This is a genomic window from Brevibacillus sp. MER 51 (assembly GCF_023714195.1).
GTDB lineage: Bacteria > Bacillota > Bacilli > Brevibacillales > Brevibacillaceae > Brevibacillus.
Genome location: NZ_JAMAUS010000001.1, coordinates 485150 through 509523, shown reverse-complemented (window position 1 = coordinate 509523; position 24374 = coordinate 485150). Strand labels below are relative to the sequence as shown.

At 48.7% G+C, this 24374-nt stretch carries 24 protein-coding genes and 1 riboswitch; of the genes, 21 read left to right on the top strand and 3 right to left on the bottom strand.

Annotated features, from left to right (window positions below):
- The first annotated feature begins 92 nt into the window (after positions 1-92).
- From M3630_RS01855 to M3630_RS01810, 10 genes are all read left to right on the top strand, one after another.
- Positions 93-320 (top strand): hypothetical protein, encoded by a 228-nt coding sequence (locus M3630_RS01855; RefSeq protein WP_232772963.1) that lies wholly within the window; start codon positions 93-95, stop codon positions 318-320.
- Positions 321-402: 82 nt separating this feature from the next.
- Positions 403-1614 carry an alanyl-tRNA editing protein gene (locus M3630_RS01850; RefSeq protein ID WP_251251031.1) on the top strand — a complete coding sequence of 404 codons (1212 nt, stop codon included), beginning with the start codon at positions 403-405 and terminating at the stop codon, positions 1612-1614.
- 33 nt (positions 1615-1647) lie between these two features.
- Complete coding sequence (kapB, locus tag M3630_RS01845; RefSeq protein WP_173607741.1) at positions 1648-2031, top strand: kinase-associated lipoprotein KapB; 384 nt, start codon at positions 1648-1650, stop codon at positions 2029-2031.
- A 41-nt stretch (positions 2032-2072) separates the two neighbouring features.
- Positions 2073-2183, top strand: a riboswitch (TPP riboswitch).
- A 199-nt stretch (positions 2184-2382) separates the two neighbouring features.
- A complete protein-coding gene (gene thiS / locus M3630_RS01840; RefSeq protein WP_173607740.1) occupies positions 2383-2586 on the top strand; it encodes a sulfur carrier protein ThiS in 204 nt (67 codons plus the stop codon).
- Positions 2587-2591: 5 nt separating this feature from the next.
- Positions 2592-3365, top strand: coding sequence for a thiazole synthase (locus M3630_RS01835; RefSeq protein WP_251251030.1), 774 nt, complete (start codon positions 2592-2594; stop codon positions 3363-3365).
- Entirely contained in the window at positions 3358-4653 is a 1296-nt protein-coding gene (locus M3630_RS01830; protein ID WP_251251029.1) for an acetylornithine deacetylase, read from the top strand. Before M3630_RS01835 ends, M3630_RS01830 begins: the two co-directional genes overlap by 8 nt.
- 8 nt (positions 4654-4661) lie before the next feature.
- The gene (gene tenA / locus M3630_RS01825) at positions 4662-5342 is read left to right on the top strand and encodes a thiaminase II (RefSeq protein WP_251251028.1); all 681 of its coding nucleotides are present in this window, start codon (positions 4662-4664) and stop codon (positions 5340-5342) included.
- Positions 5327-6109: an ABC transporter ATP-binding protein gene (locus M3630_RS01820; RefSeq protein WP_251251027.1), complete on the top strand. Its 783-nt coding sequence runs from the start codon at positions 5327-5329 to the stop codon at positions 6107-6109. Before tenA ends, M3630_RS01820 begins: the two co-directional genes overlap by 16 nt.
- Complete coding sequence (locus M3630_RS01815) at positions 6109-6867, top strand: ABC transporter permease (RefSeq protein ID WP_251251313.1); 759 nt, start codon at positions 6109-6111, stop codon at positions 6865-6867. The genes M3630_RS01820 and M3630_RS01815 overlap by 1 nt, the downstream gene beginning before the upstream one ends.
- The gene (locus M3630_RS01810; RefSeq protein ID WP_173607735.1) at positions 6864-7895 is read left to right on the top strand and encodes an ABC transporter substrate-binding protein; all 1032 of its coding nucleotides are present in this window, start codon (positions 6864-6866) and stop codon (positions 7893-7895) included. The genes M3630_RS01815 and M3630_RS01810 overlap by 4 nt, the downstream gene beginning before the upstream one ends.
- A 95-nt stretch (positions 7896-7990) precedes the next feature.
- On the opposite strand, the gene M3630_RS01805 is transcribed toward M3630_RS01810, so the two are convergent.
- Complete coding sequence (locus M3630_RS01805) at positions 7991-9373, bottom strand: sensor histidine kinase (protein ID WP_251251026.1); 1383 nt, start codon at positions 9371-9373, stop codon at positions 7991-7993.
- Positions 9374-10087 (bottom strand): response regulator transcription factor, encoded by a 714-nt coding sequence (locus M3630_RS01800; protein ID WP_251251025.1) that lies wholly within the window; start codon positions 10085-10087, stop codon positions 9374-9376.
- Positions 10088-10239: 152 nt separating this feature from the next.
- Between M3630_RS01800 and M3630_RS01795 the strand changes: the two genes are divergently transcribed.
- From M3630_RS01795 to M3630_RS01785, 3 genes are read left to right on the top strand one after another with little or no spacing between them, the layout of a single operon-like run.
- The gene (locus M3630_RS01795) at positions 10240-11151 is read left to right on the top strand and encodes an ABC transporter ATP-binding protein (protein ID WP_251251024.1); all 912 of its coding nucleotides are present in this window, start codon (positions 10240-10242) and stop codon (positions 11149-11151) included.
- Positions 11151-11900 carry an ABC transporter permease gene (locus M3630_RS01790; RefSeq protein ID WP_251251023.1) on the top strand — a complete coding sequence of 250 codons (750 nt, stop codon included), beginning with the start codon at positions 11151-11153 and terminating at the stop codon, positions 11898-11900. The genes M3630_RS01795 and M3630_RS01790 overlap by 1 nt, the downstream gene beginning before the upstream one ends.
- Positions 11901-11912: 12 nt before the next feature.
- Positions 11913-12644 carry an ABC transporter permease gene (locus M3630_RS01785; protein ID WP_251251022.1) on the top strand — a complete coding sequence of 244 codons (732 nt, stop codon included), beginning with the start codon at positions 11913-11915 and terminating at the stop codon, positions 12642-12644.
- 262 nt (positions 12645-12906) lie between these two features.
- Here M3630_RS01785 and M3630_RS01780 read toward each other — a convergent pair whose 3' ends face one another.
- A complete protein-coding gene (locus tag M3630_RS01780; RefSeq protein WP_251251021.1) occupies positions 12907-13449 on the bottom strand; it encodes a hypothetical protein in 543 nt (180 codons plus the stop codon).
- A gap of 179 nt (positions 13450-13628) precedes the next feature.
- Between M3630_RS01780 and dacB the strand changes: the two genes are divergently transcribed.
- The 8 genes from dacB to M3630_RS01740 all read left to right on the top strand — a co-directional run bounded on the left by dacB (position 13629) and on the right by M3630_RS01740 (position 24254).
- On the top strand, positions 13629-16523 hold the full coding sequence (gene dacB / locus M3630_RS01775) for a D-alanyl-D-alanine carboxypeptidase/D-alanyl-D-alanine endopeptidase (protein ID WP_251251020.1): 2895 nt from the start codon (positions 13629-13631) through the stop codon (positions 16521-16523).
- A gap of 164 nt (positions 16524-16687) precedes the next feature.
- Positions 16688-17752, top strand: a complete 1065-nt coding sequence (locus M3630_RS01770; protein WP_251251019.1) for an Ldh family oxidoreductase — start codon at positions 16688-16690, stop codon at positions 17750-17752.
- 80 nt (positions 17753-17832) lie between these two features.
- Positions 17833-18225 carry an aspartate 1-decarboxylase gene (panD, locus tag M3630_RS01765; protein ID WP_173607726.1) on the top strand — a complete coding sequence of 131 codons (393 nt, stop codon included), beginning with the start codon at positions 17833-17835 and terminating at the stop codon, positions 18223-18225.
- Between the two features lie 38 nt (positions 18226-18263).
- Positions 18264-18956 (top strand): YheC/YheD family protein, encoded by a 693-nt coding sequence (locus M3630_RS01760; RefSeq protein ID WP_217366845.1) that lies wholly within the window; start codon positions 18264-18266, stop codon positions 18954-18956.
- A gap of 181 nt (positions 18957-19137) precedes the next feature.
- Positions 19138-20484: a branched-chain amino acid transport system II carrier protein gene (brnQ, locus tag M3630_RS01755; RefSeq protein ID WP_251251018.1), complete on the top strand. Its 1347-nt coding sequence runs from the start codon at positions 19138-19140 to the stop codon at positions 20482-20484.
- Between the two features lie 131 nt (positions 20485-20615).
- Positions 20616-21821, top strand: coding sequence for a DUF418 domain-containing protein (locus tag M3630_RS31090; protein WP_251251017.1), 1206 nt, complete (start codon positions 20616-20618; stop codon positions 21819-21821).
- 219 nt (positions 21822-22040) lie between these two features.
- Positions 22041-23453, top strand: coding sequence for an FMN-binding glutamate synthase family protein (locus tag M3630_RS01745; protein WP_251251016.1), 1413 nt, complete (start codon positions 22041-22043; stop codon positions 23451-23453).
- 6 nt (positions 23454-23459) lie between these two features.
- Positions 23460-24254, top strand: a complete 795-nt coding sequence (locus M3630_RS01740) for a YqjF family protein (protein ID WP_251251015.1) — start codon at positions 23460-23462, stop codon at positions 24252-24254.
- Positions 24255-24374 lie beyond the last annotated feature (120 nt).

Here is a 24374-nt window from a genome sequence, read left to right as displayed (position 1 = left end):
CTGGCGTACATTCCATCACGGGTTGTACGCCTTTTTTTCGAATGAACAATCATGGTATGATGAAGATGACAGGAAGGAAAAGGGGAGAAATCATGGGAGAATGCAAATTGGATCACAGCCATGAGGACGTACTCAAGAAACTGGCAGAACAAGCGCCTCATCTGTCGGAATTGCGTGTGAGTCAATTCAAAAATCAGTTGAATAGCGAACTCAGCCAAGAGCGTCTAAACGAGCTGTTTCATTTATTGAAAAAGTACGACCTGGCAAGCCCAGAGGAGCGCCAAGAGCGCGAAAAACAAATGGATCAGTTGTTTGGCTAAGCTTTATACATACGTTTTTTCGTTTTGCCCCCATGTGGGAGAATCAGGCTGGAACCATGGTTCCATGCAGCGAGGAGTAACGATGGACGACAGACTCTATTATCAGGATGCCTATACAAGAACCTTCTCGGCCCAGGTGACGAGGACTGGTGTCGAGCAAGATGGGACACCTTACGTGGTACTGAATCAAACGGCTTTTTACCCTACTGGAGGCGGACAGCCTTCCGACCTGGGCGTATTGGAAGAGATTCGTGTGGTAGATGTGGAAGAGGTAGATGGCGAAATTCGTCACCGACTGGAGGCTCCTTTGTCCGAAAGCACAGCGGAAGTAACGGGGCACATCGATTGGGACCGCCGCTTCGATCACATGCAGCAGCATGCTGGTCAACACATTTTATCCGCGTCTTTCCTGGAAATCTTGCAGGCGGAGACCGTCGCCTTTCACCTGGGCAAAGAGCGTGTCACCATTGATGTACGACTGGATGAGTTGACTGCAGAGGTATGGGAGAAGGTAGAAAAGCGAGCGAATCAGATTGTTTTGGAAAACCACCCCATCATTGCACGGTTTGTTGATGACGAGGAATTGGCAACGCTGCCCTTGAAAAAACAACCGACTGTTACGGAAAATATTCGCGTCGTGATGATACCTGATTTTGATTACAACCCATGTGGAGGAACACATCCAGCGCGGACAGGCGAAGTCGGGATGATCAAGATCTTGGGCTGGGAGCGGCATCGCGGAAACATTCGTTTGGAATTCATCTGTGGCTGGCGAGCTTTGCGGGACTATAACCAAAAGCAAGCTGTCGTTCGTGATACGGCGAAGTTGCTCGCTACCAATGAAGGAGAGCTGATCGCACAGACGGAACGTCTCCTTGGAGAACGCGACACCTTGAAGGCAAAAGTGGCAGAAGTGGATAAGCAGTTCTTGGAAGTGGAAGTCAATCAACAATTGACTGCTGCCACCAAACTCGGTCATTCTCGCCTCATAATGCGCACCTTCACAGACAAAACCATTCAACAGCTTCAGCAGTTCGCACAGCTGGCTACTGCTCTGGCGCCAGATGCGATTTGCCTCTTGGCTGCTACTGCCGAAGACAAAATGCAAGTCGTGTTTGCTCGTGGACAAGAAGTCAACATAGCCATCAATCAAGTGTTGAAAGAAACCTTGCCGATCATTAACGGAAAAGGCGGGGGAAACCCTGCCATGGCACAGGGTGGCGGGCAGTCAGTAGTGGATGCGGAAGAAGTATTGCTGCATGCGCGCAATCTGCTGGAAGCCTCGCTGATGTAAATGCATTCGATTCAAGAAAAGGAGGAAACCGCGATGAACTGGAATCCGGGAGATATTGTTCGTGTTTCGCAGCGGACTGGTGAATATATTGCAGAAGTATTGGAAATCCACGACTCGAAGCTGCTGGTAAAAGTGTTGGCAGTAACCAAATACCCAACCCAAGGCGATTTGCATTCTTCCTACGAAGTGGATGTGCCGCTGTTTCACCAGCGTCCAGCACTCTCTTACATGGAAAAATTCATGACGCCTGTCCAAGGGGTCATTCGCTACAATGGAGCGATTCCAGATTACAAGGAATCTGTGCGTCAGGCGATGGAGCGAGAAATGGAAAAGCTTGCAAAAATGGCAGCTTGGGCAGAGCGCTGTCTCGCTGAGCTCGAAAAGATGCACAAGGAAGCCTTTACAAACACGAAATAGAGTGGTACTGTAAAACTCGAATGTACGATAATTGCATAGCTTTACTACCAAACGGGGGCCAAGCAACGTTGGCTGAGATTGTAACGAGTGTGTTACTGACCGTTGAACCTGACCTGGGTCATGCCAGCGGAGGAAGAGGTATTTGGAATCAGGATCACATGTCGCATCCGAGCGGAACTATGCTTGTTTGCGAGCATGGATGATAAGATGACACTCAACCATCCGAGGCGGATGGTTTTTTTATGCCATTCGTCCGGGGAGATGGGATGGGTATACGGCTTCTTCTGTTTGTCTGAATCGACTCAGGCAGGTGGGAGAAGCCGTTTTTTTTCCAGTAGAAGGAGGTAATCAATGATTGTTCAACTGAATGGGAAAAAAGTAGAGTTGGCGGAAGAAATCACGACAGTGCGGGCCTTGCTCGCTTCTTATTCCCTGCAAGAGAAAATTGTCGTCGTTGAGCGAAATGGTGACATTATTAATCGCTCTGCGTACGAACAAACACCGATTGCAGACGGAGATCGCATAGAAATCGTTCATTTTGTCGGAGGAGGATGATCAGAATGATGGATACATTGAAAATTGGACCTTACGAGTTTCGCTCCCGTTTACTTCTAGGGACAGGTAAATTCGCTGATTTGGATACACAAGGGAAAGCAGTAGAGGTGTCGGAAGCAGAAATTTTGACCTTTGCGATTCGCCGCTTGAATTTGGAAAATCCGCAAGAACCGAACTTTTTGGAACGACTCGATTTGAAAAAATTCACCCTGCTACCAAATACTGCAGGTGCCTATACAGCAGAGGAAGCAGTGCGCATTGCCCGTTTGGCTAAAGCATCTGGACTGTGTGACATGATCAAGGTCGAAGTCATTGGAGACCCGAAAACACTTCTCCCTGACCCGATTGGCACGCTCGAGGCTTCGAAAATCTTGGTGGAAGAAGGCTTTATCGTGCTGACCTACACCAATGATGACCCGATTCTGGCCAGACGTCTGCAAGAGGTTGGCGTACATGCGGTTATGCCAGGTGCGTCTCCAATTGGTTCCGGGCAAGGGATTGTCAACGAAAACAATATCCGCTTTATCATCGAAGATGCGAAAGTACCGATTATTGTAGATGCAGGGATTGGCTCGCCAGCAGACTGCGCAAAAGCGATGGAGCTGGGGGCTGACGGTGTCTTGTTGAATACAGCAGTCGCTCTCGCTGACAATCCTGTCCTGATGGCAGAAGCGATGAAGCTAGGGGTCGAAGCAGGTCGCAAAGGCTTCCTGGCAGGCCGTATCGCGAAAAAGCGTTACGCATCCGCGAGCAGCCCGACCGAAGGGATGATTGAGTAACGTGCATCGACTGACAGAAGCGGTAGAATCGATTGCCAGCCGCAAAGAAGAGCTGTTCGCCTTATTGGCAGAGCTCGTTTCTCATCCGACTGTGAGTCCTCCCGCACGAAACAGCGATGTCGCACAAGGAGTAATCGCCAACAGACTGCAAGCGATGGGATTCGAAGTGGATCGCTGGACGGTATATCCGGGAGACGACAATATCGTCGGGCGGTTATCAGGGAGTGCCTCAACTCACGCAAACAGCTTGATTATCAACGGGCATATCGATGTGGCTGAAGTCGGAGATGACCTCGGGTGGACGTATCCACCTTTTGCTTTGACACATGGCAAGGATGGACGCCTGTACGGCCGTGGAGTTGCGGATATGAAAGGCGGACTCGCAGCGAGCTTGTTTGCGATCCAAATGCTTCGCGAACACGGAATCGAGCTCCAAGGCGATTTGCTCTTTCAATCCGTCATCGGTGAAGAAGCGGGTGAAGCGGGGACATTGGCCGCCATCGAGCGTGGCTATCAGGCTGACTACGCCGTTGTAGTGGACACGAGCAATCTCCAAATGCAAGGGCAGGGCGGGGTCATTACAGGCTGGATCACGATTGAGAGTCCGACGACGCTGCATGACGGAATGCGTGCACAGACGATTCATGCAGGCGGCCGCGTCAGGGGAGCTTCTGCCATTGAAAAAATGACGAAGGTGATTACCGCACTACAGGAGCTGGAGCGGGACTGGGCAGTCATGAAGTCCTATCCCGGCTTCCCGGCAGGCAGCAATACGATCAATCCCGCAGTCATCGAGGGAGGTCGTCACGCTGCGTTCATCGCAGACCGTTGCGCTCTCTGGATTACTGTTCATTTTTATCCGAACGAATCCTATGAAGAGATTATTCGAGAGATCGAGGATCACGTCGGGCGTGCAGCAGCCGCTGATCTTTGGCTGAGAGACAATCCTCCAACCTTCCGTTGGGGTGGACGTTCGATGATTGAGGAGCGCGGTGAAATCTTCCCTTCACTGGAGTTGGATACGAAGCATCCGGGGTTGGCTACACTGCAATCCGCATATGAGAGTCTCATGCATCAAACGCCTATTGTTAACATGTCGCCTACGGTGACGGATGCAGGCTGGTTTGCGCATGCAGGCATTCCGGCTGTCCTATTCGGACCGGGTGAGCTCGCACATGCACATGCCGTAGATGAATCCATTGATCCTGACCAGCTCGTTCATTTTGCCCAGATCATGACCCGTTTCATCGCCACCTGGTGCAATACCCCAAAGGAAGCGAAGGAGTGAGTATCCGCATGACAACCTTTACTGATCGTTTGAGAAAAAGTGTAGCCCCAATCTGGGAGCGTGTTCATCAACATCCTTTCGTCACCGGACTTGGAGATGGCAGCCTGCCTGTTGGTGCCTTCAAATATTACATGAAACAAGACTACATCTATCTGATTGATTACGCGAAAATGTTCGCGATTGCCAGTGTGAAGGCATACGATCTGGAAACAAGCTCTCGCTTTGCCGCTTTGCAAGAATCGACGCTGAACACAGAGATGGAGCTGCATCGTCAGTATGCCGAGCGCTTTGGCATCTCTCGCGCGGAGCTGGAAGCGACAGAGCCTTCCTTTGTGATGCTCGGGTACACCAGCTACATGCTGCGTGTCGCTCATCAAGGGTCGTTGGCCGAATTGGTGAGTGCACTACTCCCATGCACATGGAGCTATTGGGAAATCGGAAAGCGCTTGGCACAAGTAGAAGGAGCGCTGGATCACGAACTGTATGGCGAATGGGTACGTATGTACAGCTCTGATGAATTTGGGCAGTTGGCGATTTGGCTGATTGAGATCATGAACCAATTGGCAGAAGGTAAGAGCGAGCAAGAACTGGCCAAACTGGAGGAGTATTTCGTCAACACCTCCAAAATGGAGTACATGTTCTGGGACATGTCCTACAGAGAGGAAATGTGGCCGTGGGAGAACAACTAGCTTTCGCCGACGTCAGCTTTTCGTATGGCGACAGGCAGATTCTCGATCATTTTGATCTGCGTGTGGAAAAAGGGGAATTCGTCAGCTTGATCGGTCCGAGCGGGATCGGGAAAAGCACCTTGTTTCAGCTCATCGCAGGTCTTCTTGAGCCGGGACAAGGCGAAATCAGGCTCGGCAGTGTACCAGTCGCAAATCGTTTAGGGCAGGTCGGCTATATGCCCCAACGCGATCTGCTCATGCCATGGCGTACAATTGTCGAAAATGCAGCTTTGCCGCTGGAAATCAAAGGTATGACGAAAAAAGAAGCGCATGAGCGTGTCAGACAGCAATTGCCAAGATACGGGCTTCAGGTTTGGGCTGACAGCTATCCAGCCCAGCTTTCCGGTGGCATGCGTCAGCGGGTTTCCTTTTTGCGTGCGTTGTTTTCAGGCGCAGAGATGATGCTGTTGGATGAGCCGTTTAGTGCGTTGGATGGAATTACGAGAATGGATATGCAAGAGTGGCTGATGGAAAAGTGGCAGGAAACAGGCAGTACGATGCTGATGATTACGCACGATATCGACGAAGCTATTCTACTTGCAGATCGGATTATCGTCCTTTCAGGTAGTCCGATCACCAAGCCCATCGAATTAACTGTTCCGGTGAGCAGACCGCGAACGGCGAGCAGCCGCAACCAAGCCGGATTTTTGGCATTGCGTGAGCAAATTTGGGAATTGCTTCGACAGGATCGCCAATCAGCAATGAAGCCCTTGAGGAGAGAAGCATGATGGGGAGAGGCATTTGGTTTGGCATCTCCATCGCCATTTTTCTCCTGGCGTGGGAAGCTGGTTGTCGCTTCCTTGGGGTGCCGCCATTCATTTTACCACCGCCTAGCGCTGTGGTCGTATCGTTGTGGGATTTACGTACCTCTCTAGTAGGTGTACATCTTTGGGCGACGTTAAAGGAAGTGTTACTGGGGCTATCGATCTCGATTGTATTTGGAATCTCCCTTGCCTTTGCAATGATTCGCAGTCGGATTGTGGAGCGTCTGGTCTATCCGTACATCGTTATTTCCCAAACAATCCCAATTATCGCATTATCACCTGTATTTATTTTATGGTTCGGTTATGATTTATCTGGAAAAATCGCTGTAACGATTCTGTTTACTTTCTTTCCGATCGTTGTCAACACGTATGATGGACTTCGCTCGACTGACAAGGAAATGCTCCAGTTGTTAAAAACAATGGGGGCAACGAACGGACAAATTTTCACCAAGCTGCAACTCCCGTCGAGTTTACCCCATTTCTTCAGTGGTCTGAAAGTGGCAGCTACTTACAGTGTGGCTGGGGCGACGATTGGGGAATGGCTGGGAGCGAGCAAGGGACTCGGGTACTTTGGGAGACGGGCATCCGGCAATTTTCAGGCACCCGCGTTGTTTGCCTCGGTCCTGTTACTCTCCATTCTCGGCATGCTGCTGTTTTGGCTAGTTGGACGAATCGAACGTCATTTTTCCCCGCATATGAAAATCAAAGGAGAACAACAATGAAACCTTTCAACAAATGGACAAAAGCATTCATGGCACTTACATTGGCAACGGGTCTTGCTGCATGCGGCAATCAGGCGAGCTCGGATGCTGGTCAGACGCAAGCCCCTGCTGATAAAGGAACGGAGCCGACTGAGTTGACGATTGCGCTCGATTGGTATCCGAATGCTGTACATTCCTTCTTGTATGCCGCAGAGGAGCAAGGGTATTTCAAAGACGAGAACCTCAAGGTGACCATGCAAATGCCTTCGGACAGCAATGATCCGTTGAAGATGGCGGCTGCGGGCAAAGTGGATTTGGCGATCAGCTATCAACCACAGCTCATTCAAGCTCGTGCAGAAGGTGTTCCTGTCGTATCTGTAGGTGCGCTCGTTCGTCATCCGTTAAACGTGATCATGACGCGCCAAGACAGTGGAATCGATACTCCGCAAAAGTTGGCTGGAAAAAATATCGGTTATCCATCACTTCCACTGGATGAATCGATCGTACGTCAAGTTGTGAAGCATAGTGGTGGCGATGATTCCGGATTGACCTTCACAGATATCGGCTTTGACATCGTCCCAGCGTTGACGGCCAAAAAGGTCGATGCAGTGGTAGGTGGCTACATCAACCATGAACAACTGATTTTGGAGAAGCACGGCATTCCAGTCAATGTGTTCAAGCCTTTTGAGTTTGGTGTTCCAGACTATTATGAGCTCGTATTGGCAACAAGTGACGAGACTTTGGGCAAAAAGCAGAAAGCTGTGGAAGGTTTCCTGCGTGCGATTGGCAAGGGCCAGGACTATGTGAAAAATAATAAGGAAAAGGCACTCGATCTGTTGCTTGCCAAACAGGCTGCCGATTTCCCGCTGGAAAAAGACATTGAGACCAAGAGCTTGGATACCCTGATTCCGTTGATGGATGCGGGGGAAAAGCCTTTTGCATACCAGACGGCCGAATCTTGGCAAACACTGATTGATTGGATGAAAAAAGAGAAGCTGATCACCACTGACGTCAAAGCAGAAGAGATCATGCGCGATCTCGTGAAGTAATTAACGAGGAACATTAAAAGCACCCCATTTGCACGCTTGTGAGAGTCTACTCTCCATTGGCGAGACAAGGGGTGCTTTCTCTATGCTGTCTTTCTTTAGGAAAAGAGGGGGAAACAAAGCTCTGCTGTCATCCCTTTTCCTGTATCGCTTGTTAACAGCAGGTGTCCATGATGAGCGGCAGCTATACGTGCAACCATTGGCAAACCGAGACCATGACCATTGTGTAAGGGAGCTTTTCTTTTTGACGAATACGGCAATTCCACCAAGTCAGGCAGCATGCTTTGCTCAATGCCTTTTCCGTTGTCAGTGATAGTCAGGAGAGCATTGCGCTGGTTGGGTGACAGGGTCGTTTGCACGTGGATGCGACAGCCTGATGGGTTATGCACGATGCTGTTTTGGATCAGATTCGTAATGGCGCGGACAAGAAGTTTTTCATCGCCCATCACGAAGCATTGTTCAGTCGTGACATCCAGCTCGATGGTAAACGTCTCTGCCAAATCATTGTTCAAAAAGTCAGTGACAATTTGCCGCGCTAGTGTCGATAGCCGAATTGGTTTGGGATGGATGGGCTGCATCTCGTATTCCAGCATGGAGACGAGATTCAAGTCGCTGACCAAAGACCGGAGCTTTTCCCCTTGCTTTCGAATAATGCTTGCTTTTTGTTGCTGTTCGTAAGGCACCACGTCGCTTTCTTCCAATTCACTGGCATACCCGAGCACCATCGATAATGGCGTGCGTATATCGTGGGAAATTCCTGCGATCCAGTTCGAGCGTGCTTCGTCTCTGGCTTTTAGCAAAGCGTTCTTCTCCTGCAGAAGCGCCGAAGCATGATTGATGCTTCGGGCAATCCCGCTGAACACTCCTTTTGCCTCGACATGTGTATGCTGATCTTCTGACAGAGCGTGAATCCCCCTAATCAGTGGACGGATTGACCGAATGAGTCGAGAGCCGATGAATAGCGAGAGAAGAGCGGCGAGCAGTATATTTCCGAAAAGTAAAGCCAGCAATCGATATGGCAAATCACTTATCCAACTGATCGGAAAATGAATCTGGTACTTGGCGAGACTGTCCTTCGGGTAGCCCACGACGACCAGCCCCATCTCATGCTCCCAAACAAAAACAGGATAGTCTTGTAAATAATTTCGTGAGAACTGCGCCACTTCTGCTAAGGAAAAGGCGCGGGGCAATTGGTCTGGTATGGCGTAGTCCCAGACGACCTTCCCATCGTTCGCAATGAGCATGGCCCAAGCCTGGCTTTTTTGCAACCATTCTCGTGCATTTGGTTCCAACGTATAGTGGGAACCGTTTACGTGAAGACCTTCTGCGACAGTTTGTGTGACGTAAATGGGAGGAGAGCCTTCATTTATGCCTTTGAAAACAAATGTACCGAGAATGATGTAATTGACGATGAGCAAAAAGACGGCGATCAGGATAGAAGCACCTGTATAACGACGTAAAATTCGTGCGGCTCCATCCATCTACGACTCTTCCTTTACGAGTAATTTGTACCCGAGTCCTCTTACCGTCAGCAAATATTCAGGAGTGGACGGACATGGCTCGATCTTTTCGCGAATGCGCCGCATATGAACCATCAGTGTGTTTTCATACCCGTAGTAATCGTCACCCCATACAGATTGGCAAAGGGCGTCACTCGTGACGATTCGTCCCCGATTTTCATAGAGTTTTCGCAAGAGGGCGTGCTCCTTGGCAGTCAACGCGTATTCTTGTTGGTCTCTCGTCACGGTTGCTGCCTCCAAATCGATTATACTGTCACCAAGCTGGAAAACGGGCAGACGTTCGATTTGGGGAGGAGCGTAAACGCGTCGTAAAATGACCAGAAGACGAAGAACGAGCTCACGCGGTAAAAATGGCTTCACTATATAGTCGTCAGCGCCCAGGCCAAGTCCGAGCAATCGATCTTCATCTTCCCCTCTCGCTGACAAAAATATGACAGGGATTTGCGAGAAACGACGGATCGAAGTCAAAAGTCCAAATCCATCTCCATCAGGCAACATGACATCCAGAATGGCGACATCTGGCTTATCCGAAGCGAATATCCCTAGCGCCTCTTTACAACTACCCGCATGAAAAATACGAGAGAATCCTTCCTTACGCAAAAATCCATCGATCATATTTCTGATTCCAAGCTCATCTTCCACGATGAGCACTTTTTTCTGTTTCCACTCTTCCATATTGAATCACCCGTATTCATTATACTCGCTCGATTTGTCTGTTCTACCCACTTGGAGGCGATTTAAGGTTGTCGTAAGATTCCTGTCAGCTTATTGACGGGTTGGGACTCTATGATTTCATTTGAGAGACCAACAGATAGGAGCGAGAAAACATGAATACGGTGATTCGAACGGAAAACCTTTCAAAACACTATGGAGGAGCCTATTGCGTCCAGCGTGTGAATCTTGCGGTAGGAGAAGGGGAGGTCTATGGCTTCCTCGGTCCAAATGGTGCAGGAAAATCGACGACTCTAAAAATGCTGCTAGGATTAGTCAGGCCGACGGAAGGGAGTGTATCTGTATTCGGGAAGGATTTTTGCAGAAACCGACTTGAAATTTTGAGTCAGACGGGTTCCTTGATCGAGGCTCCTTCCTATTACGGTCATCTTACCGGCCTTGAAAATATGCGCGTCATGCAGCGGCTGCGAGATGTCCCGGACAAATATGTAGAGAAGGCCTTGCAAATCGTCCGTTTGGAAAAACAAAAGAACAAAAAGGTAGATCAGTATTCGCTCGGGATGAAGCAACGATTGGGAATTGCCATGGCTTTGCTGCATTTTCCAAAGCTCGTCATCCTCGACGAACCGACAAACGGTCTGGATCCTGCGGGAATCGGGGAAATTCGGGAATTGATTCAATCATTGCCACATCAGTATGGAATGACCGTGTTGATTTCCAGCCATCTGCTCTCGGAAATCGAGCAAGTAGCGACGTCCATTGGCATTATCCACGGAGGGAAACTCTTGTTTCAAGGAAGTATGGAGCAGCTGCAACGGAACAGCCAGCCTCATGTTTGGATGAAAACGCAGGATAATGAAAAAGCGAGAAGAGTTCTTCAAGAAATGGAGCTTTCTCCAAGTCTCCAAGATGGCTTTCTTGTCATGGAGGGCATGGAAGATAGGGAAGTAGCACAGACAAACCGGACGCTGATGATGGCGGGCATTGATGTTTATCGCATTGAAGTGCACAAGCAAGGTCTGGAGAGCATTTTCCTCTCTCTGACTGGTAGGGAGGGAAGTTTGTAATGAGGACGCTTTGGCTGGAGTTTTATAAAATTCGACATAAGCGTTTGTTTCTCATGCTCGCTATTCTTTTGAGTATCGAACTGGCATGGGGGTTTATGGCTGTCAGTACGTCGATGAATAAAAATCCAGATGCGCAGACGTGGAGCGCCATACTGGTTACGATTACGGCCATGAACGGATTGTTTTTGCCGATCGGTTCGGCTGTCATTGTTTCACGAATTTGTGATATGGAACACAAGGGGCGTACATGGAAGCTGCTGATGGCTGCCTCTGTTAGCCGAAAAGCGGTTTATGCGGCAAAATTCGTCTCTGCGGCTGTTTTGATGGGGAGTGCAGTCATTCTACAGGCTATGGCGATCGTGACATTTGGCATTGGCTATGGTTTAGCAGAGCCAGTCCCGATTGGCCTTTTACTCTGCTTTGTCGCAGGGACCACACTGACAAACCTCGTGGTGATTGCTCTGCAACAATGGGTCTCTCTCGCCATCAAAAATCAGGCGTTCAGCCTATGCCTCGGGATGATCGGGGGATTCATTGGCATGACAGCGAGCTTATTTCCGCCACAAGTCGGACGTCTTTTCATCTGGTCGTACTATGTAGACTTTTCGCCCGTTGCGTATCAGTACGTGAACGAAACCATGTTGTTTACTAACCGTGAAATCGGCATTCATTTACCGATCATCGTCGTACTCATGGGCATCGCATTTTTCCTTGCTGGGAGCATTCACGTATCCCGGCAGGACGTATAGGGAGGACCTTGCATGATATTCAGATGTTTGGGAGCAGAATGGGTAAAACTTCGCCGTTCTCGTATATGGCTCGTTTTGCTTGTGCTACCTGTTTTCAGTACGCTGATCGGCTTTGCGAACTACTGGATGAACCAAGCGATTCTGCAAAATGGCTGGTACAGCCTGTGGACGCAGGTGAGTTTGTTCTACGGAGAATTTTTCTTGCCCATTCTCATCGCGATCTGCTGTTCGTTTGTGTGCAGACTGGAGCATGTAAATCGTAGCTGGAATGTAATCCTGACAGCGCCTGTATCAATTCCAACGATTTTTTTCGCGAAGCTGGTGGTAGTTGGTGTTCTCCTTTTTATTGTGCAGCTTTTCTTCTTTGTGCTGTATATTTGTGCAGGTTTCATGGCTGGACTGCACACACATTTTACGTTTCCTCTGGAAGTGTTCGGATGGATCATGCGGGGCTGGCTGGCTTCGCTCACCATCATCGCCTTCCAGCTTTGGCTTTCCACGCGGATACCGAGCTTTGCTGTACCTGTCGGCATTAGTGTTTGCTCTGTTTTTGTAGGGTTGGGCTTGTATGTGTCGGGGCTCGGGATGTTATTTCCTCAGTCACTTTTAACGATTGGCATGGGCGTGCTCAGTCAAGAGAGTTTGACGCTAGGAGAGCTGGGGGCGTTTGTAGTCATGTGTGTACTTTTCGTGACGAGCGGTTGTGCGCTGGGGATTCGTCGTCTTACGAGAGAAGGTCTTTAACAGTTTTCACCATAATAACGGTTTCCCTTTCCTGCCAAACAACCTTATAATAGAAGGTGAATGCTTGAATGAGGAGAAGTTTCCATGGACGACAAACACATAAACAAGACGAATAGCAAATGGGTGATCTGGGGGTTTATTCTCAGTGTACTCGCTTGTGCTGTGTCTATGGTGATTTTCATCTACGTGATGCGCAACTGACAGCACATGATGGTAACGTCAAAAAACCGCTCGTTAACGAGAGCGGTTTTTTGCAATTTCATTAGCGGGATATCGCCGTTATTTTTCGGATGACTTGTTCTTGTGATAGCTGATTCAACTCGGTAAAGCCAAGATTGGAAAGAGCAATGGTTTTTCCTTGATAGATTGGATAAACGCCTTGCCAGAGACCTGCTGTACTGTACATCTGTGATCCGCTCACTTTTCGTAAAAATAATAAATAATTCCCTTCCGCCAGCGGCCCAGGATACTGCAGGTTGAGCGGACTGGAGGCATCGGGAAGCGGCTCTACGCCAGTGCTTAGCACAGTTACTCGTCTGGATGCTGTGCCTTTTATGGCCTTTTTTACCTGGAGTCTTTGTGTGTAGTTCACGATCTTGCCTTGGGGAATGTTGCGTCCCGTGGGATGCGCCCGATGGGTACTGTCTACCTGCGCGATGACGATTAAGTCGCACTTTTTGACGAGCTCCGCAAGGGAAGAATAGGGGGAGGGATCTACTTGTAGCCGCCCGATGTCGGTTTGGGCATGGACGGGGAATGAAAAGGCGCAGAGAAGGGACAGACAGAGGAGCAATCGATAGAACATGAAACCATTTCCTCCAAACGAAAGAAGTTTTGAAGGTAGTATGAACGGAATGGCTATCCTTCATGCCTGTAGACTTTTAGTATAATGGTAATATTCCGAATAAATAGAATACGTGCTATCATGATGGCATACTGTGATTTGTTGGTGGAAATCGCCCAGACTATGACAAGGAGGTTATCATGAATCATTTATTTGCTTTTCGACGTGTCGGTACGTGGATTTTCGTGTTGGCTCTCTTGTTGCAGGTAGCAGCTTCGCCTGCGCTAGCCAAGGAAGAGGCCGCTTCTTCTAGTCCTCTTGCACTCAGCATAGAAAAATTCCTCGCCGATTTGAAAAACGATGAGAATAGCAAGGGAATGTACGCTGGAATCGCGGTCTACGATCTAACCGACAAAAAGTACGTATACACGCACAATGCCAAACGTAATTTTATCCCGGCCTCCAACATGAAGCTGTTTACGACAATTGCAGGTCTGGATAAACTAGGGCCAGACTATCAGTGGAAGACCGAGGTGTTTGTTTCAGGAAAGGTAAATAACGGTGGAGTTTTGCAAGGAGATCTGATTTTAAAAGGCTATGGGGACCCTAGTCTGAAGCCAGAGGATTTGCAGCAAATGGCAAAAGCCATCAAAGATTTGGGGATCAAGCGAATCAATGGAAATCTGCTTCTGGATGACAGCTATTTCGATGAGACCAGATTGGGTACGAGCTGGATGTGGGATGATGAACCGTATGGGTACAGCGCCCAGATCAGTGGATTAGCCGTAAATAAAAACGTTGCGACTCTAACCGCAACCCCTGGAAAAACGGTGAACGATGCCCCCGTCCTGACCATGAACCCAGCTACTACATACATAACAGTCACAAACCAGTTGAAAACGACAGCGGGCAAGGAGAGCAATGTGCTCATTGAGCGTCCGCGCGGAAAAAATGAAATCATCGTATCCGGTACGATTGGGATGCAAGCAGCTCCTTATGCTGAAGATGTCACGATGGAAGACCCGGCTTTGTATGTGGGCGATCTATGGAAGGATCAGTTGCTGAAACAAGGGATTGCCTTATATCCGAAGACAGAAGTGAAAAAAACCGTGCTGCAAAGCGGAGTACCGCTCTATACCCACTTGTCCAAACCGTTGGGTGAGATCACGGTGGAGCTCAACAAGGATAGTGACAACTTCTATGCGGAGATGCTAGTAAAGACACTGGGCGTTACCCAGAAAGTTGAGGGGAGCTTTGAGGCAGGCAGTGAGGCGGTAGCAGACGTGATGAAGCGAGCTGGCATTGAGTCAGGCTTCCGTCAGGTAGATGGCTCGGGGTTATCGAGATTTAATATGATCACTCCGGAACAGATAATCGAAACACTCATCTTTTTGCAGGAGCAAGAATATCGAACGGAATTGGAAAAATCACTCCCAATCGCAGGAGTAGACGGCACCTTGAAAAACCGCATGAAAGGAACCAGTGCGGAAAAGAACCTGGTAGCAAAGACAGGCTCATTAAGCGGAGTCAATACCATGTCGGGTTATGTAACGGCAAAAAATGGTCATAAGCTCGCTTTTTCGATTTTGATCAACGGCATTTATAAATCGAAGTATGCAAGGGAGCTGCAGGATCGAATCGGAATTTTGTTAACAAGCTACCCGGATATCGAAGCACCGGAAAGATTCAGCCCTCCAGAGAAAAAGACGTACCCACTCTCTGCTATGATCGATCCCATCCTAGATACCCCGGAAGCAGCAGGGGTAACGGCCGGAGTTATGATCAAATCGTTGGATTCAACAGGTGACCCTGTTTTATACGAACGGGATGCGGACACACTGCTTACCCCTGCTTCGAATCTGAAGCTGCTGACGACTGCCACGGCGTTGAACCAGTTTGGTTCGGATTACGTATTCAAAACGGAAGTGTACGGAGACGCCCCGATCACCTCTACAGGCATACAACAAGGCAATCTGTATGTGAAAGGATACGGTGACCCTACCTTGCACACAGAGAATGCGCTAAAAGTGCAGGAAGGTGTGTCGATTGAAAAAATAGCAGGATGGCTTAAGCAACAAGGAATCACGCGTATCAATGGGAACCTCGTGATGGATGACAGCTACTTTGACCAACAACGGCTTGGCCTCGGCTGGGCATGGGATGACGAGAGCTACTATTACAACCCGACCATAGGGGCTCTTGCCATGAACCGCGGGACGGTCATGATCGAATTCAAGCCCGCTAACGATGCTGGAGAACCAGTGAAAATCAACGTACTTCCCAAAACGGCTTATGTGCAAGTGATCAATGAAGCCAGGACCGTACAAAAAGGCGAGGAAAATACATTTGCTATTTTGCGTGATCGTGGAACAAATACCATTCGACTGTCAGGGAACCTCCCGCTTGATCATGAAGGGGATTACGAGAGAGTACCTGTGGAAGAACCAGCCAAGTACGTAGGGACCGTGCTGAAAGAAACGCTGGAGCAAGAAGGAATTGCGTTTGCTCCGAAAAGCGAAGTGCTGATTCAGCCAGTTCCTCCAGCAGCAGTGAAATGGACACAATTTGAGTCACTGCCTCTAAAGGAAATCGTACAGTATCTCAATAAACGAAGTGACAATTACTACGCAGAAATGCTCCTCAAGACGCTCGGAGCTGCAAGGAAAGGGATAGGGAGTGCAGCCAAAGGTGCAGAGGTCGTTCAGGAAACCGTAGCTTCGCTCGGCGGGAATACCACCTTCGACATGATGGATGGCTCAGGCTTGACCCGCTACAATCTTATTTCTGCTCGGCAGATCGCATCTGTACTTGAGGGGATGACCACGGAATCGAATTTTGCCGCTTATGATGAATCTTTGCCCATAGCGGGAATAGATGGGACACTGAAAAGCCGCTTGAAGGACACACCCGCGGCGAATAATCTTCATGCGAAAACAGGTTCGATGACAGGTGTGAACACGCTGTCGGGCTATATCACGACCAAAGGCAAAGAGAAGCTCATCGTATCGATTATGTTCAATGGGTATGTCGAGGATGAAGAGTTGTTTACCAAGATGCAGGACCAGATCATTACGGTACTAGCCAATTATGAATAGGAACACGCAAAAAAGGAGCCCCAATTCCGGGAGCTCCTTTTTCTGTCGGCGTCCCTTGAACTGGGTCAATGCCTGTAGCGGTCAATCAGCAGGCGACATATCTATATTCAGATCAGGAAGCAGGCGAAGTACAGAACAACGGTGAAGGAGGGGAAAAAGAGAAGATGCACCCTGCACTCTTTCATTGGAAGCGTTTGGAGCGAGTCGTAACAGAAGTGCTTGTACAGGCAGGTGCCAAACATAAGCACGCAAGGCTTGTCGCAGAATCACTCGTCCATGCTGATTTGCGCGGCATCGAATCCCATGGTTTAGCGAGGCTGCCGATCTATATCCAACGAATCGAAGCAGGCTTGATTGAATTGAATGATGAACCAGTGGTATGGAAACAGGAAGGAGCAACAGCACTGGTAGACGGCAAAAACCAACTGGGTGCGGTCGTCGGGGTTGCGGCATTGGAGGAAGCGATCAAGTTGTCGCAGCAAATGGGAATCGGGGCAGTAGGTGTTCGTCATTCCAACCATTTTGGCTCCTGTTCGTACTATGCAGAACGAGCGATAACAGAAGGGAGGATTCTTCTGGTCCTTTCCAATGCCCCCGAAGCCATGGCGCCAACAGGAGGGATTCGCCCTTTTTTCGGAACGAATCCGATTGCAGTGGGGATACCGGCAGGGAAAGAACCATCCTTTTTGCTAGATATGGCTACAAGTGTCGCTGCCAGAGGAAAAATCGCCTTAGCCGTTAAAAAAGGAGAATCCATTCCTGCGGATTGGGCCATCGACCCCAATGGGAATGAAACGACTGATCCCACACAAGCCTTGCTAGGCTCACTTTTGCCGATCGGGGGAGCAAAGGGTTATGGATTGGCGATGTTCATCGATATCTTGTGTGGGCTGCTCACGGGTGCTGCGACAGGGCCACATGTAAAAAGTCTGTATGACAATTGGGACGATCCACAAAATGTTGGACATCTATTCTTGACAGTGGATATTGAACGATTTATGCCACTCCCCGATTTTTGTGCCAATATGGATGCCTACATTCGTGAGGTGAAAAGCATACCTACGAAAGAAGGTGTATCCGAAATTTTCATTCCTGGGGAGATCGAGAGCCGAAAAAAGCAAGAACGTTTGGAAAAAGGTATCCCGTTCGATCCGAATCTGACAAAAGAACTCAGCCAATTATGCCGCACCTATGGAGTCGATTTGCGCGCTGCGTATCATACCCCCTAACTTTCCTTTCGCAGGAGGTTTCCTGGACAATCCATCGGACATAGACTAATGTCATCGGTTTGGAAAGGAGTGAACCGCTTATGCAGCGACACATGTGCAAAGGCAAAATTCACAGGGCGACAGTTACGCAGGCCGAACTGGATTACGTGGGGAGTATCACAATTGACGTTGCTCTCATGGATGCGGCAGATATCAAGCCTTATGAAATCGTGCAAATAACCAGTTTGCGGAATGCCACGCGCTGGAAAACATACGCATTACCCGGAGCGTCGGGTAGCGGAGTCATCTGTCTGAACGGTCCGCCTGCCCACTTATTCTCGCCAGGAGATCTTGTCATCATTTTGAGTATGGGCATGTACGATGAATCCGAGGTCGAACAGCTCGTTCCCAAGGTCGTGTTTGTGGACGGACAGAATCGTATCACGAAAATAGAGGAGCATCATCTGATAAAGAATGGAGAGACACTGCCATAAAACCGCCAAACGTTGGAAAATGGGGCAAGCATAAGCACTTGGTTAAAGACGAACTTTTGCAGGAGTATTTGCCCAAAACCCGCGTGTACTCTCCTGAAGAGCTATGGCAGTATGCAGAAGCGTTTACACACGTGATGCTGAAGCCTTCGGGAGGCGGCGGTGGGGCAGGAATTATTCAAGTAACGGCACGTGGAGAAGAGAAGTATTTGGTCCACAGCGGGAGTCGTCAGCGTCTCGTAGAGGGGAAGGAGGCCACGATCCGATACGTGGAATCGCTGTTTCGACCAAAAACATACCTGCTCCAGCCACGTATCCCACTCGGTAGAATCAACGGCAAGCCTTTTGATGTGCGTGTCATGATCCAGCGCAGGAACAACAAGGAGCCTTGGGTGATAACAGGGTGGTGTGCAAAGCTAGCAGGTCCGGGCTATGTCGTGACAAATGTGGCTCGCAGCCGCGGAAAAGTCTTGCCTATCCAGACGGCAATCAAGCTGTCCAATATCGAAGCAGGCCCGCACCTCTTGCGTGATATCCGCATGATAGCTACGGCGGTAGCGAATCGATTGGGAAGAGCCTATCCGACACTCCGGGAGATCGGTTTGGACTTAGGGATTGATGTGGATGGCAAACCGTGGATTATTGAGGCCAATTTCCGTCCTTCTCTTTCTCTCTTTCAAAAGCTGGAGGATAAGACCTTTTACAAACGAATTGTTTCCATGCGAAAACGATAAGAGGAAGACCACTTGTCGAGGTTGCTCAAACGGTAAGATATGGGCAGGTGGTTTCCTCTTTTTTCTATTACGAATGAAGTGTGAAAAATCTTTCAATTACAACTATGGCGTTGCTACTAGCGAAGGAGCGCAAAAGTTGATAGAATGCCTCTCAATAAGATGGGAGGTAATATACACGTCGATGATAACCTTGTCTAAGAAAGAGATGCTGCTGGTCAGTTTTATGCTGTTTTCGATGTTTTTTGGTGCAGGAAACCTTATTTTTCCACCCTATCTGGGTCAAGAGGCTGGTTCCCTTGTTTGGCTGTCGATTGCAGGCTTTGTACTATCTGCTGTTGGTCTTCCTATTCTTGGTGTGATTGCTATCGCAAAGGCAGGGAGCTTTTACCAATTGGCAAGTCGTGTTCATCCAAGCTTTGCTCTTATTTTTCCTATTTTGATTTATGTGTCGATTGGACCCGCACTTGCCATCCCGCGTGCAGGCAGTCTCGCTTACGAGATGGGAATGGCGCCGTTTTTGCCGGCACAAGCCGCTGATTCCACCTGGAGTCTTTTCTTCTATACGCTTGTATTTTTTGGCATTGTCTTTTGGTTCAGTCTGACTCCTTCCAAATTGATTGATCGTTTTGGGAAAATATTGACGCCTACACTATTGACAATGATTGCATTGATCTACATCAAGAGCTTATTCACACCACTCGGTCCAACGGGGGTACCAGCAGGAAAATATGCCACCAATCCGGTTGTGCAAGGTTTTCTGGACGGGTATTTAACGATGGATGCTTTGGCTGCACTCGTATTTGGAATCGTGATCGCCAATACACTGCGGAGCAAGGGAATTGAGGACAAGAAGCAACTGTCAGCGAATATGATCAAAGCAGGTCTCGGAGCAGGCATGTTGCTGACATTCATCTATGTCGTTTTGGGATTGCTGGGTTCATCCGGTGCCTCTTTAGGAAGACCGGAGAATGGCGGGCTACTCCTGACAGCAATCATGAGGCAGCTATTTGGGACAAGCGGTACGCTGATTCTTGGTGTCATCTTTACCGTTGCGTGCCTCTGTGTATCAATTGGACTCGTAACTTCTTGCAGCCAATACTTTCATGGACGATTCAAAGGTTTGTCTTACAAAGGATGGGCGATTATTCTCTGTGTCCTGAGTATGGGTGTTGCAAACCTGGGACTATCGGAGATTTTAAGTGTATCTGTCCCCATTCTGGGAGCTATTTACCCGATTGCTATCGTACTCATTTTGCTGGCGCTGCTAGAGCGCTGGATACCTGCGCATTCGTCTGTGTATATGACGACTGTCGCAGTTGTGACGGTCTTTGGTGTCGTGGATTTGATGAATCTTACGTTTTTTAATCAGGGCTGGAACGATATTTTGGGTGTCCTTCCGTTTTATAAGGAAGGTGCCGGTTGGATCATGCCAGCGATATTTGCTGGTTTTGTCGGTGTTCTGCTCGACCTTCGGAAAAGGACAAACCGCACAGGAACAGGAACAACAACAACTTCCCCATCAAAATAAGGCAGCATGTAGAGAGGGCTTCGTTTTTGCGAAGCTCTCTTTGTTGTGGAAGAAGCATTTGTTACTTTTTCCGAGGTTCATCCGTATTAAAAGTGTTAAAGCTTAAGCAGCAGTTGAGGAGGTTCATTGACGTGAAAGTAGCACCTGTAGCGGAAGGTGAGCGCATTCGACAGCTAGATGGGATTAGAGGCTTTGCTCTTCTGGGGATTGTGCTGGTGAATATGCCGTCATTTTTATATCCCATCATGTTCTTGCCAGATGCAGGGATGGTCAATACCCATTCGGAAATGGATAGTTGGATACGGCTTTTGTTTAACATGTTTGTACAGGCGAAGTTCTACACCATCTTTTCGTTTTTGTTTGGGGTAGGTTTTTTTCTGTTTATGCATCGCGCCGAGAGCAAACAGTTGCCTTATCGGAGTCTGTTTACTCGCAGATTATTCGTGCTGCTGATTGTGGGGATGGCCCATCTTGTTTTCTTCTGGTACGGAGACATTCTTCATACGTACGCCTTAGCTGGTTTTCTTTTGTTGCTGTTTTACCACAGGCAAGAAAGTACGATCAAGAGATGGGCGTGGACGCTTTTGGTTGGTATGCAGGCCCTCTCTGCTCTGATTCTGACCGTTCCTGAGGAGCTCGTTCCTATACCAGATCAATCACTGCTCATTCCAAAAGCTATCGATGCTTATACCAATGGGTCGATGATCGAGTGGTTGCAATTCCGGGTTGGTTACGAAATTCCGCTCGTTCTTTCCTTTGAGTTTTTTGTCATTCTATCGGTATTTCCTCTCTTTTTATTCGGATTCTTGGCAGCCAAGCGGGGAGTATTCGAGAGGACGGAAGATTTTATTCCAGCCATCCGCCGCGTTTGGTGGCTCGCACTGGGCCTGAGTGTTGTGCTTGTACCAATGATTCCTCTTGTTCAGTTTGGCGTTGTAAAATTTCCTGCCTCAATCTGGATCACCGTTCAAACATTTGTTACATGGAGCGGTCTTAGTCTATGCGCTTTTTACATCACATCACTGCTGCTTCTTTATCGGAAAGAGAGCGGCAAGCGCATGCTAAAGCATTTCGAACCGGTCGGCAGAATGGCGTTAAGCAACTATTTGAGCCAAACCATCATCGCCGTGTTGGTTGTGCGTGTTGGACATTTTTACGGAACGCCTGCGTTGGCTCTCGGATTGGTGTTTAGCTTGGTAATCTTCACTGTGCAAATCTTCGTTAGTCGCTGGTGGCTTGCCAACTATCAGTTTGGTCCGGCAGAATGGCTTTGGCGCTGCTTGACATACGGTAAATTTGTACCAATGAAAAGAAAAGGAGGATCTCATGCGATTTGACACTCTCATGACAATTGCTGTCGTGCTTGTGCTGACGTCCTGTTATTTTTATTTGTGGAGAAGGCTTGGCTCGAAAACGTCCAGTTAATTTGGACGTTTTTTTGTTCCTTCAGCGTCAGGGCGGCATCGGATAAAAGTGGAAGGATTGGGGCAAAATTTTCCTATCTCACAACCCGAGTAAGTAATAGCAGCGCTCTGACAGTAGGAAGGAGAAAGAGGATGGCGGGCAACTGGATTCCGTTTTTGATCGGCTCCTTTGTAGGATCAATGGTAGCACTCATCGTGGTGGGACTGCTTTTGATCTGTCTTTTTCGTCCTCTTACCCAGTGGGTGCTCGCCAAGTTTATGAAGCGCATTATGTCAGACCGCTATCCGGAAAATATTTTTGAGATGGTCTCTGCAATGACCAAAGTCAGTCCACGTTACGTCCTGGAGAACAGCTTGCGAGCAGCTACAGGACAAGCTATCGAGCGTCCTTTCGGAAGTCCACGCAAGTTCTTGAACTTCGATAGCTTGATATTTTCGCCTGCACAGCTGGCGAAGATGCCTTCGGGTGAGGATACAGAAGTGGATATGAAAATCACGATTGGACCCATGGCAAAAAAGCCGTTAACTTTGGACATTCCGCTCATGGCAGGGGCCATGGGATACGGTATCGGTGTAAGTGAGGATGTGAAAATCGCGATTGCCAAAGGAACGGCCGCCGTGGGGAGTTTGACGAATACAGGTGAAGGTCCATTACTGCCGGAAGAAAGGAAATTCGCCAAACATCTGATTCTCCAATACAACTCGGGAAAGTGGGCAAAGGAGCCGGAAATTTTGCGACAGGCGGACGCCATCGAAATCCATTTTGGGCAGGGGGCGACTGCAGCTGCCGCGAGCTTTATCCCCGCTGAATATATCAAGGGAAGAGCTGCTGAAATCATGGGGGTTCAGGATGAAGAAATGATCGTCATTCCTTCGCGGCATCCGGAAGTAACAAAGCCGGAGGATCTAAAGAAGCTTGTAGACAAGCTGCGCACCATAACAGACGGCGTTCCGATCGGCGTCAAAATCTGTGCTAGTGCCATTCTTGAAAAAGACCTGGAGATTGTCATCCAAGCCGGTGTAGATTTTATCAGTATTGATGGCGGACAAGCGGGGACAAAAGGAGGACCTCCCATTCTGGAGGATGATTTCGGTTTGCCGACGATTTATGCGCTGACCCGCGCTGTGCGCTATTTGAAGAAAAAAGGTGTAAAAGAACGGATTACCTTATTGTCCGGGGGCGGATATAATACCCCGGGGGAGTGCTTGAAAGCGATTGCTTTGGGAGCAGACGGCATCTTTATGGGGACGGCTGTTTTGTGGGCGATGACTCATGATCAGGTGACAAAAGCCATACCGTGGGAACCACCGACAGAGCTAACCACCTATCCAGGAAGCTTGAAAAACAAATTCGACCCCGAATCAGCCGCGAAATACTTGACTAACTTTTTTCTTTCGTTTGTGGATGAGATGGAAATTGCCATCCTCGCGCTGGGGAAAACGTCTCTTCGTGAAGTGACCGCTGCGGATCTCGTCTCACTCGATGAGATGACGAGCAAAGTGACGAAAGTACCCCTTGCCTATCATTCATCCTCTTCCAGTTAGAATCGCTTGATCGACGTACGAATGGGAGGGATTCGTATCGAACAAAAGATCATCCAAATCAAGTCGCCCGCACAGTATAACGGATGGACCATGACGCAGACGTGGGAGCATCTTCTTTTTTTACATTGGGCAATTTCCCCAGCGTCTATTCGAGCACTGATTCCAGCAGGACTTGAACTCGATACCTACAATAACATGGCTTGGATCAGTATTATCCCGTTTTTGCTGAGTGGCGTGCGTCTGCGTAGGATGCCATCCGTACCATTCACGACGACTTTTCCTGAAATCAATGTTAGAACGTATGTGAAGGGGAAAGGGAAGACGGGTGTGTATTTTCTTTCTCTGGATGCGTCGAATCCTTTAGTGATCAAGATTGCAAAATTTTGGTACCGGCTGCCGTATTATCAGGCCCAAATGGCTTTTCAACGCCAAGGGGATGAGATCGATTTTACCTCTCGACGACTATCTGGTCTACCTCAGTCACCCTCGTTCGAAGGCAGCTACCAGCCTCTCAGTGACAAATTTTTGGCCAAAGAGGGAACGCTGGTGCATTGGCTAACAGAGCGATACACGCTCTTTTGCAGGTGTAGCAGAACGAAGCAATTGATGTTTGCGGATGTAGTACACGAGCCATGGGAGCTACAGGAGACAGCCTTTCATATTCGTGAAAATGCCATGACCGAAAACCTGTCGATCCCACTCACGGATTCTCCACATTTAGCACTGTATTCACGTGGGGTACAAAGTCTGATTTGGCCGATTCGAAGTCTAGCGGATCTATCTTCGGATCAAGGTGGATAGTAGTGACTGATACTGCTCCAAAGGGTATCAGTCTTTTTGATTTGAGGCTTGCCAGACTGACTTTTGGTCGGTAAGATGGAAGGTAGCACTTTTTTTCGCAAGAACAGGAAGGATCTGGTA

What these genes read in the sequence shown, in the direction of transcription:
- M3630_RS01855 (WP_232772963.1), top strand. Translation starts at nt 93, where the DNA reads ATGGGAGAATGCAAATTGGATCACAGCCATGAGGACGTACTCAAGAAA.
- dacB (WP_251251020.1), top strand. Translation starts at nt 13,629, where the DNA reads ATGAATCATTTATTTGCTTTTCGACGTGTCGGTACGTGGATTTTCGTG.
- M3630_RS01815 (WP_251251313.1), top strand. Translation starts at nt 6,109, where the DNA reads ATGGGGAGAGGCATTTGGTTTGGCATCTCCATCGCCATTTTTCTCCTG.
- kapB (WP_173607741.1), top strand. Translation starts at nt 1,648, where the DNA reads ATGAACTGGAATCCGGGAGATATTGTTCGTGTTTCGCAGCGGACTGGT.
- brnQ (WP_251251018.1), top strand. Translation starts at nt 19,138, where the DNA reads ATGATAACCTTGTCTAAGAAAGAGATGCTGCTGGTCAGTTTTATGCTG.
- M3630_RS01800 (WP_251251025.1), bottom strand. Translation starts at nt 10,087, where the DNA reads ATGGAAGAGTGGAAACAGAAAAAAGTGCTCATCGTGGAAGATGAGCTT.
- M3630_RS01770 (WP_251251019.1), top strand. Translation starts at nt 16,688, where the DNA reads ATGCACCCTGCACTCTTTCATTGGAAGCGTTTGGAGCGAGTCGTAACA.
- M3630_RS01810 (WP_173607735.1), top strand. Translation starts at nt 6,864, where the DNA reads ATGAAACCTTTCAACAAATGGACAAAAGCATTCATGGCACTTACATTG.
- M3630_RS01850 (WP_251251031.1), top strand. Translation starts at nt 403, where the DNA reads ATGGACGACAGACTCTATTATCAGGATGCCTATACAAGAACCTTCTCG.
- panD (WP_173607726.1), top strand. Translation starts at nt 17,833, where the DNA reads ATGCAGCGACACATGTGCAAAGGCAAAATTCACAGGGCGACAGTTACG.
- M3630_RS01785 (WP_251251022.1), top strand. Translation starts at nt 11,913, where the DNA reads ATGATATTCAGATGTTTGGGAGCAGAATGGGTAAAACTTCGCCGTTCT.
- tenA (WP_251251028.1), top strand. Translation starts at nt 4,662, where the DNA reads ATGACAACCTTTACTGATCGTTTGAGAAAAAGTGTAGCCCCAATCTGG.
- M3630_RS01835 (WP_251251030.1), top strand. Translation starts at nt 2,592, where the DNA reads ATGATGGATACATTGAAAATTGGACCTTACGAGTTTCGCTCCCGTTTA.
- thiS (WP_173607740.1), top strand. Translation starts at nt 2,383, where the DNA reads ATGATTGTTCAACTGAATGGGAAAAAAGTAGAGTTGGCGGAAGAAATC.
- M3630_RS01780 (WP_251251021.1), bottom strand. Translation starts at nt 13,449, where the DNA reads ATGTTCTATCGATTGCTCCTCTGTCTGTCCCTTCTCTGCGCCTTTTCA.
- M3630_RS01790 (WP_251251023.1), top strand. Translation starts at nt 11,151, where the DNA reads ATGAGGACGCTTTGGCTGGAGTTTTATAAAATTCGACATAAGCGTTTG.
- M3630_RS01745 (WP_251251016.1), top strand. Translation starts at nt 22,041, where the DNA reads ATGGCGGGCAACTGGATTCCGTTTTTGATCGGCTCCTTTGTAGGATCA.
- M3630_RS01805 (WP_251251026.1), bottom strand. Translation starts at nt 9,373, where the DNA reads ATGGATGGAGCCGCACGAATTTTACGTCGTTATACAGGTGCTTCTATC.
- M3630_RS01795 (WP_251251024.1), top strand. Translation starts at nt 10,240, where the DNA reads ATGAATACGGTGATTCGAACGGAAAACCTTTCAAAACACTATGGAGGA.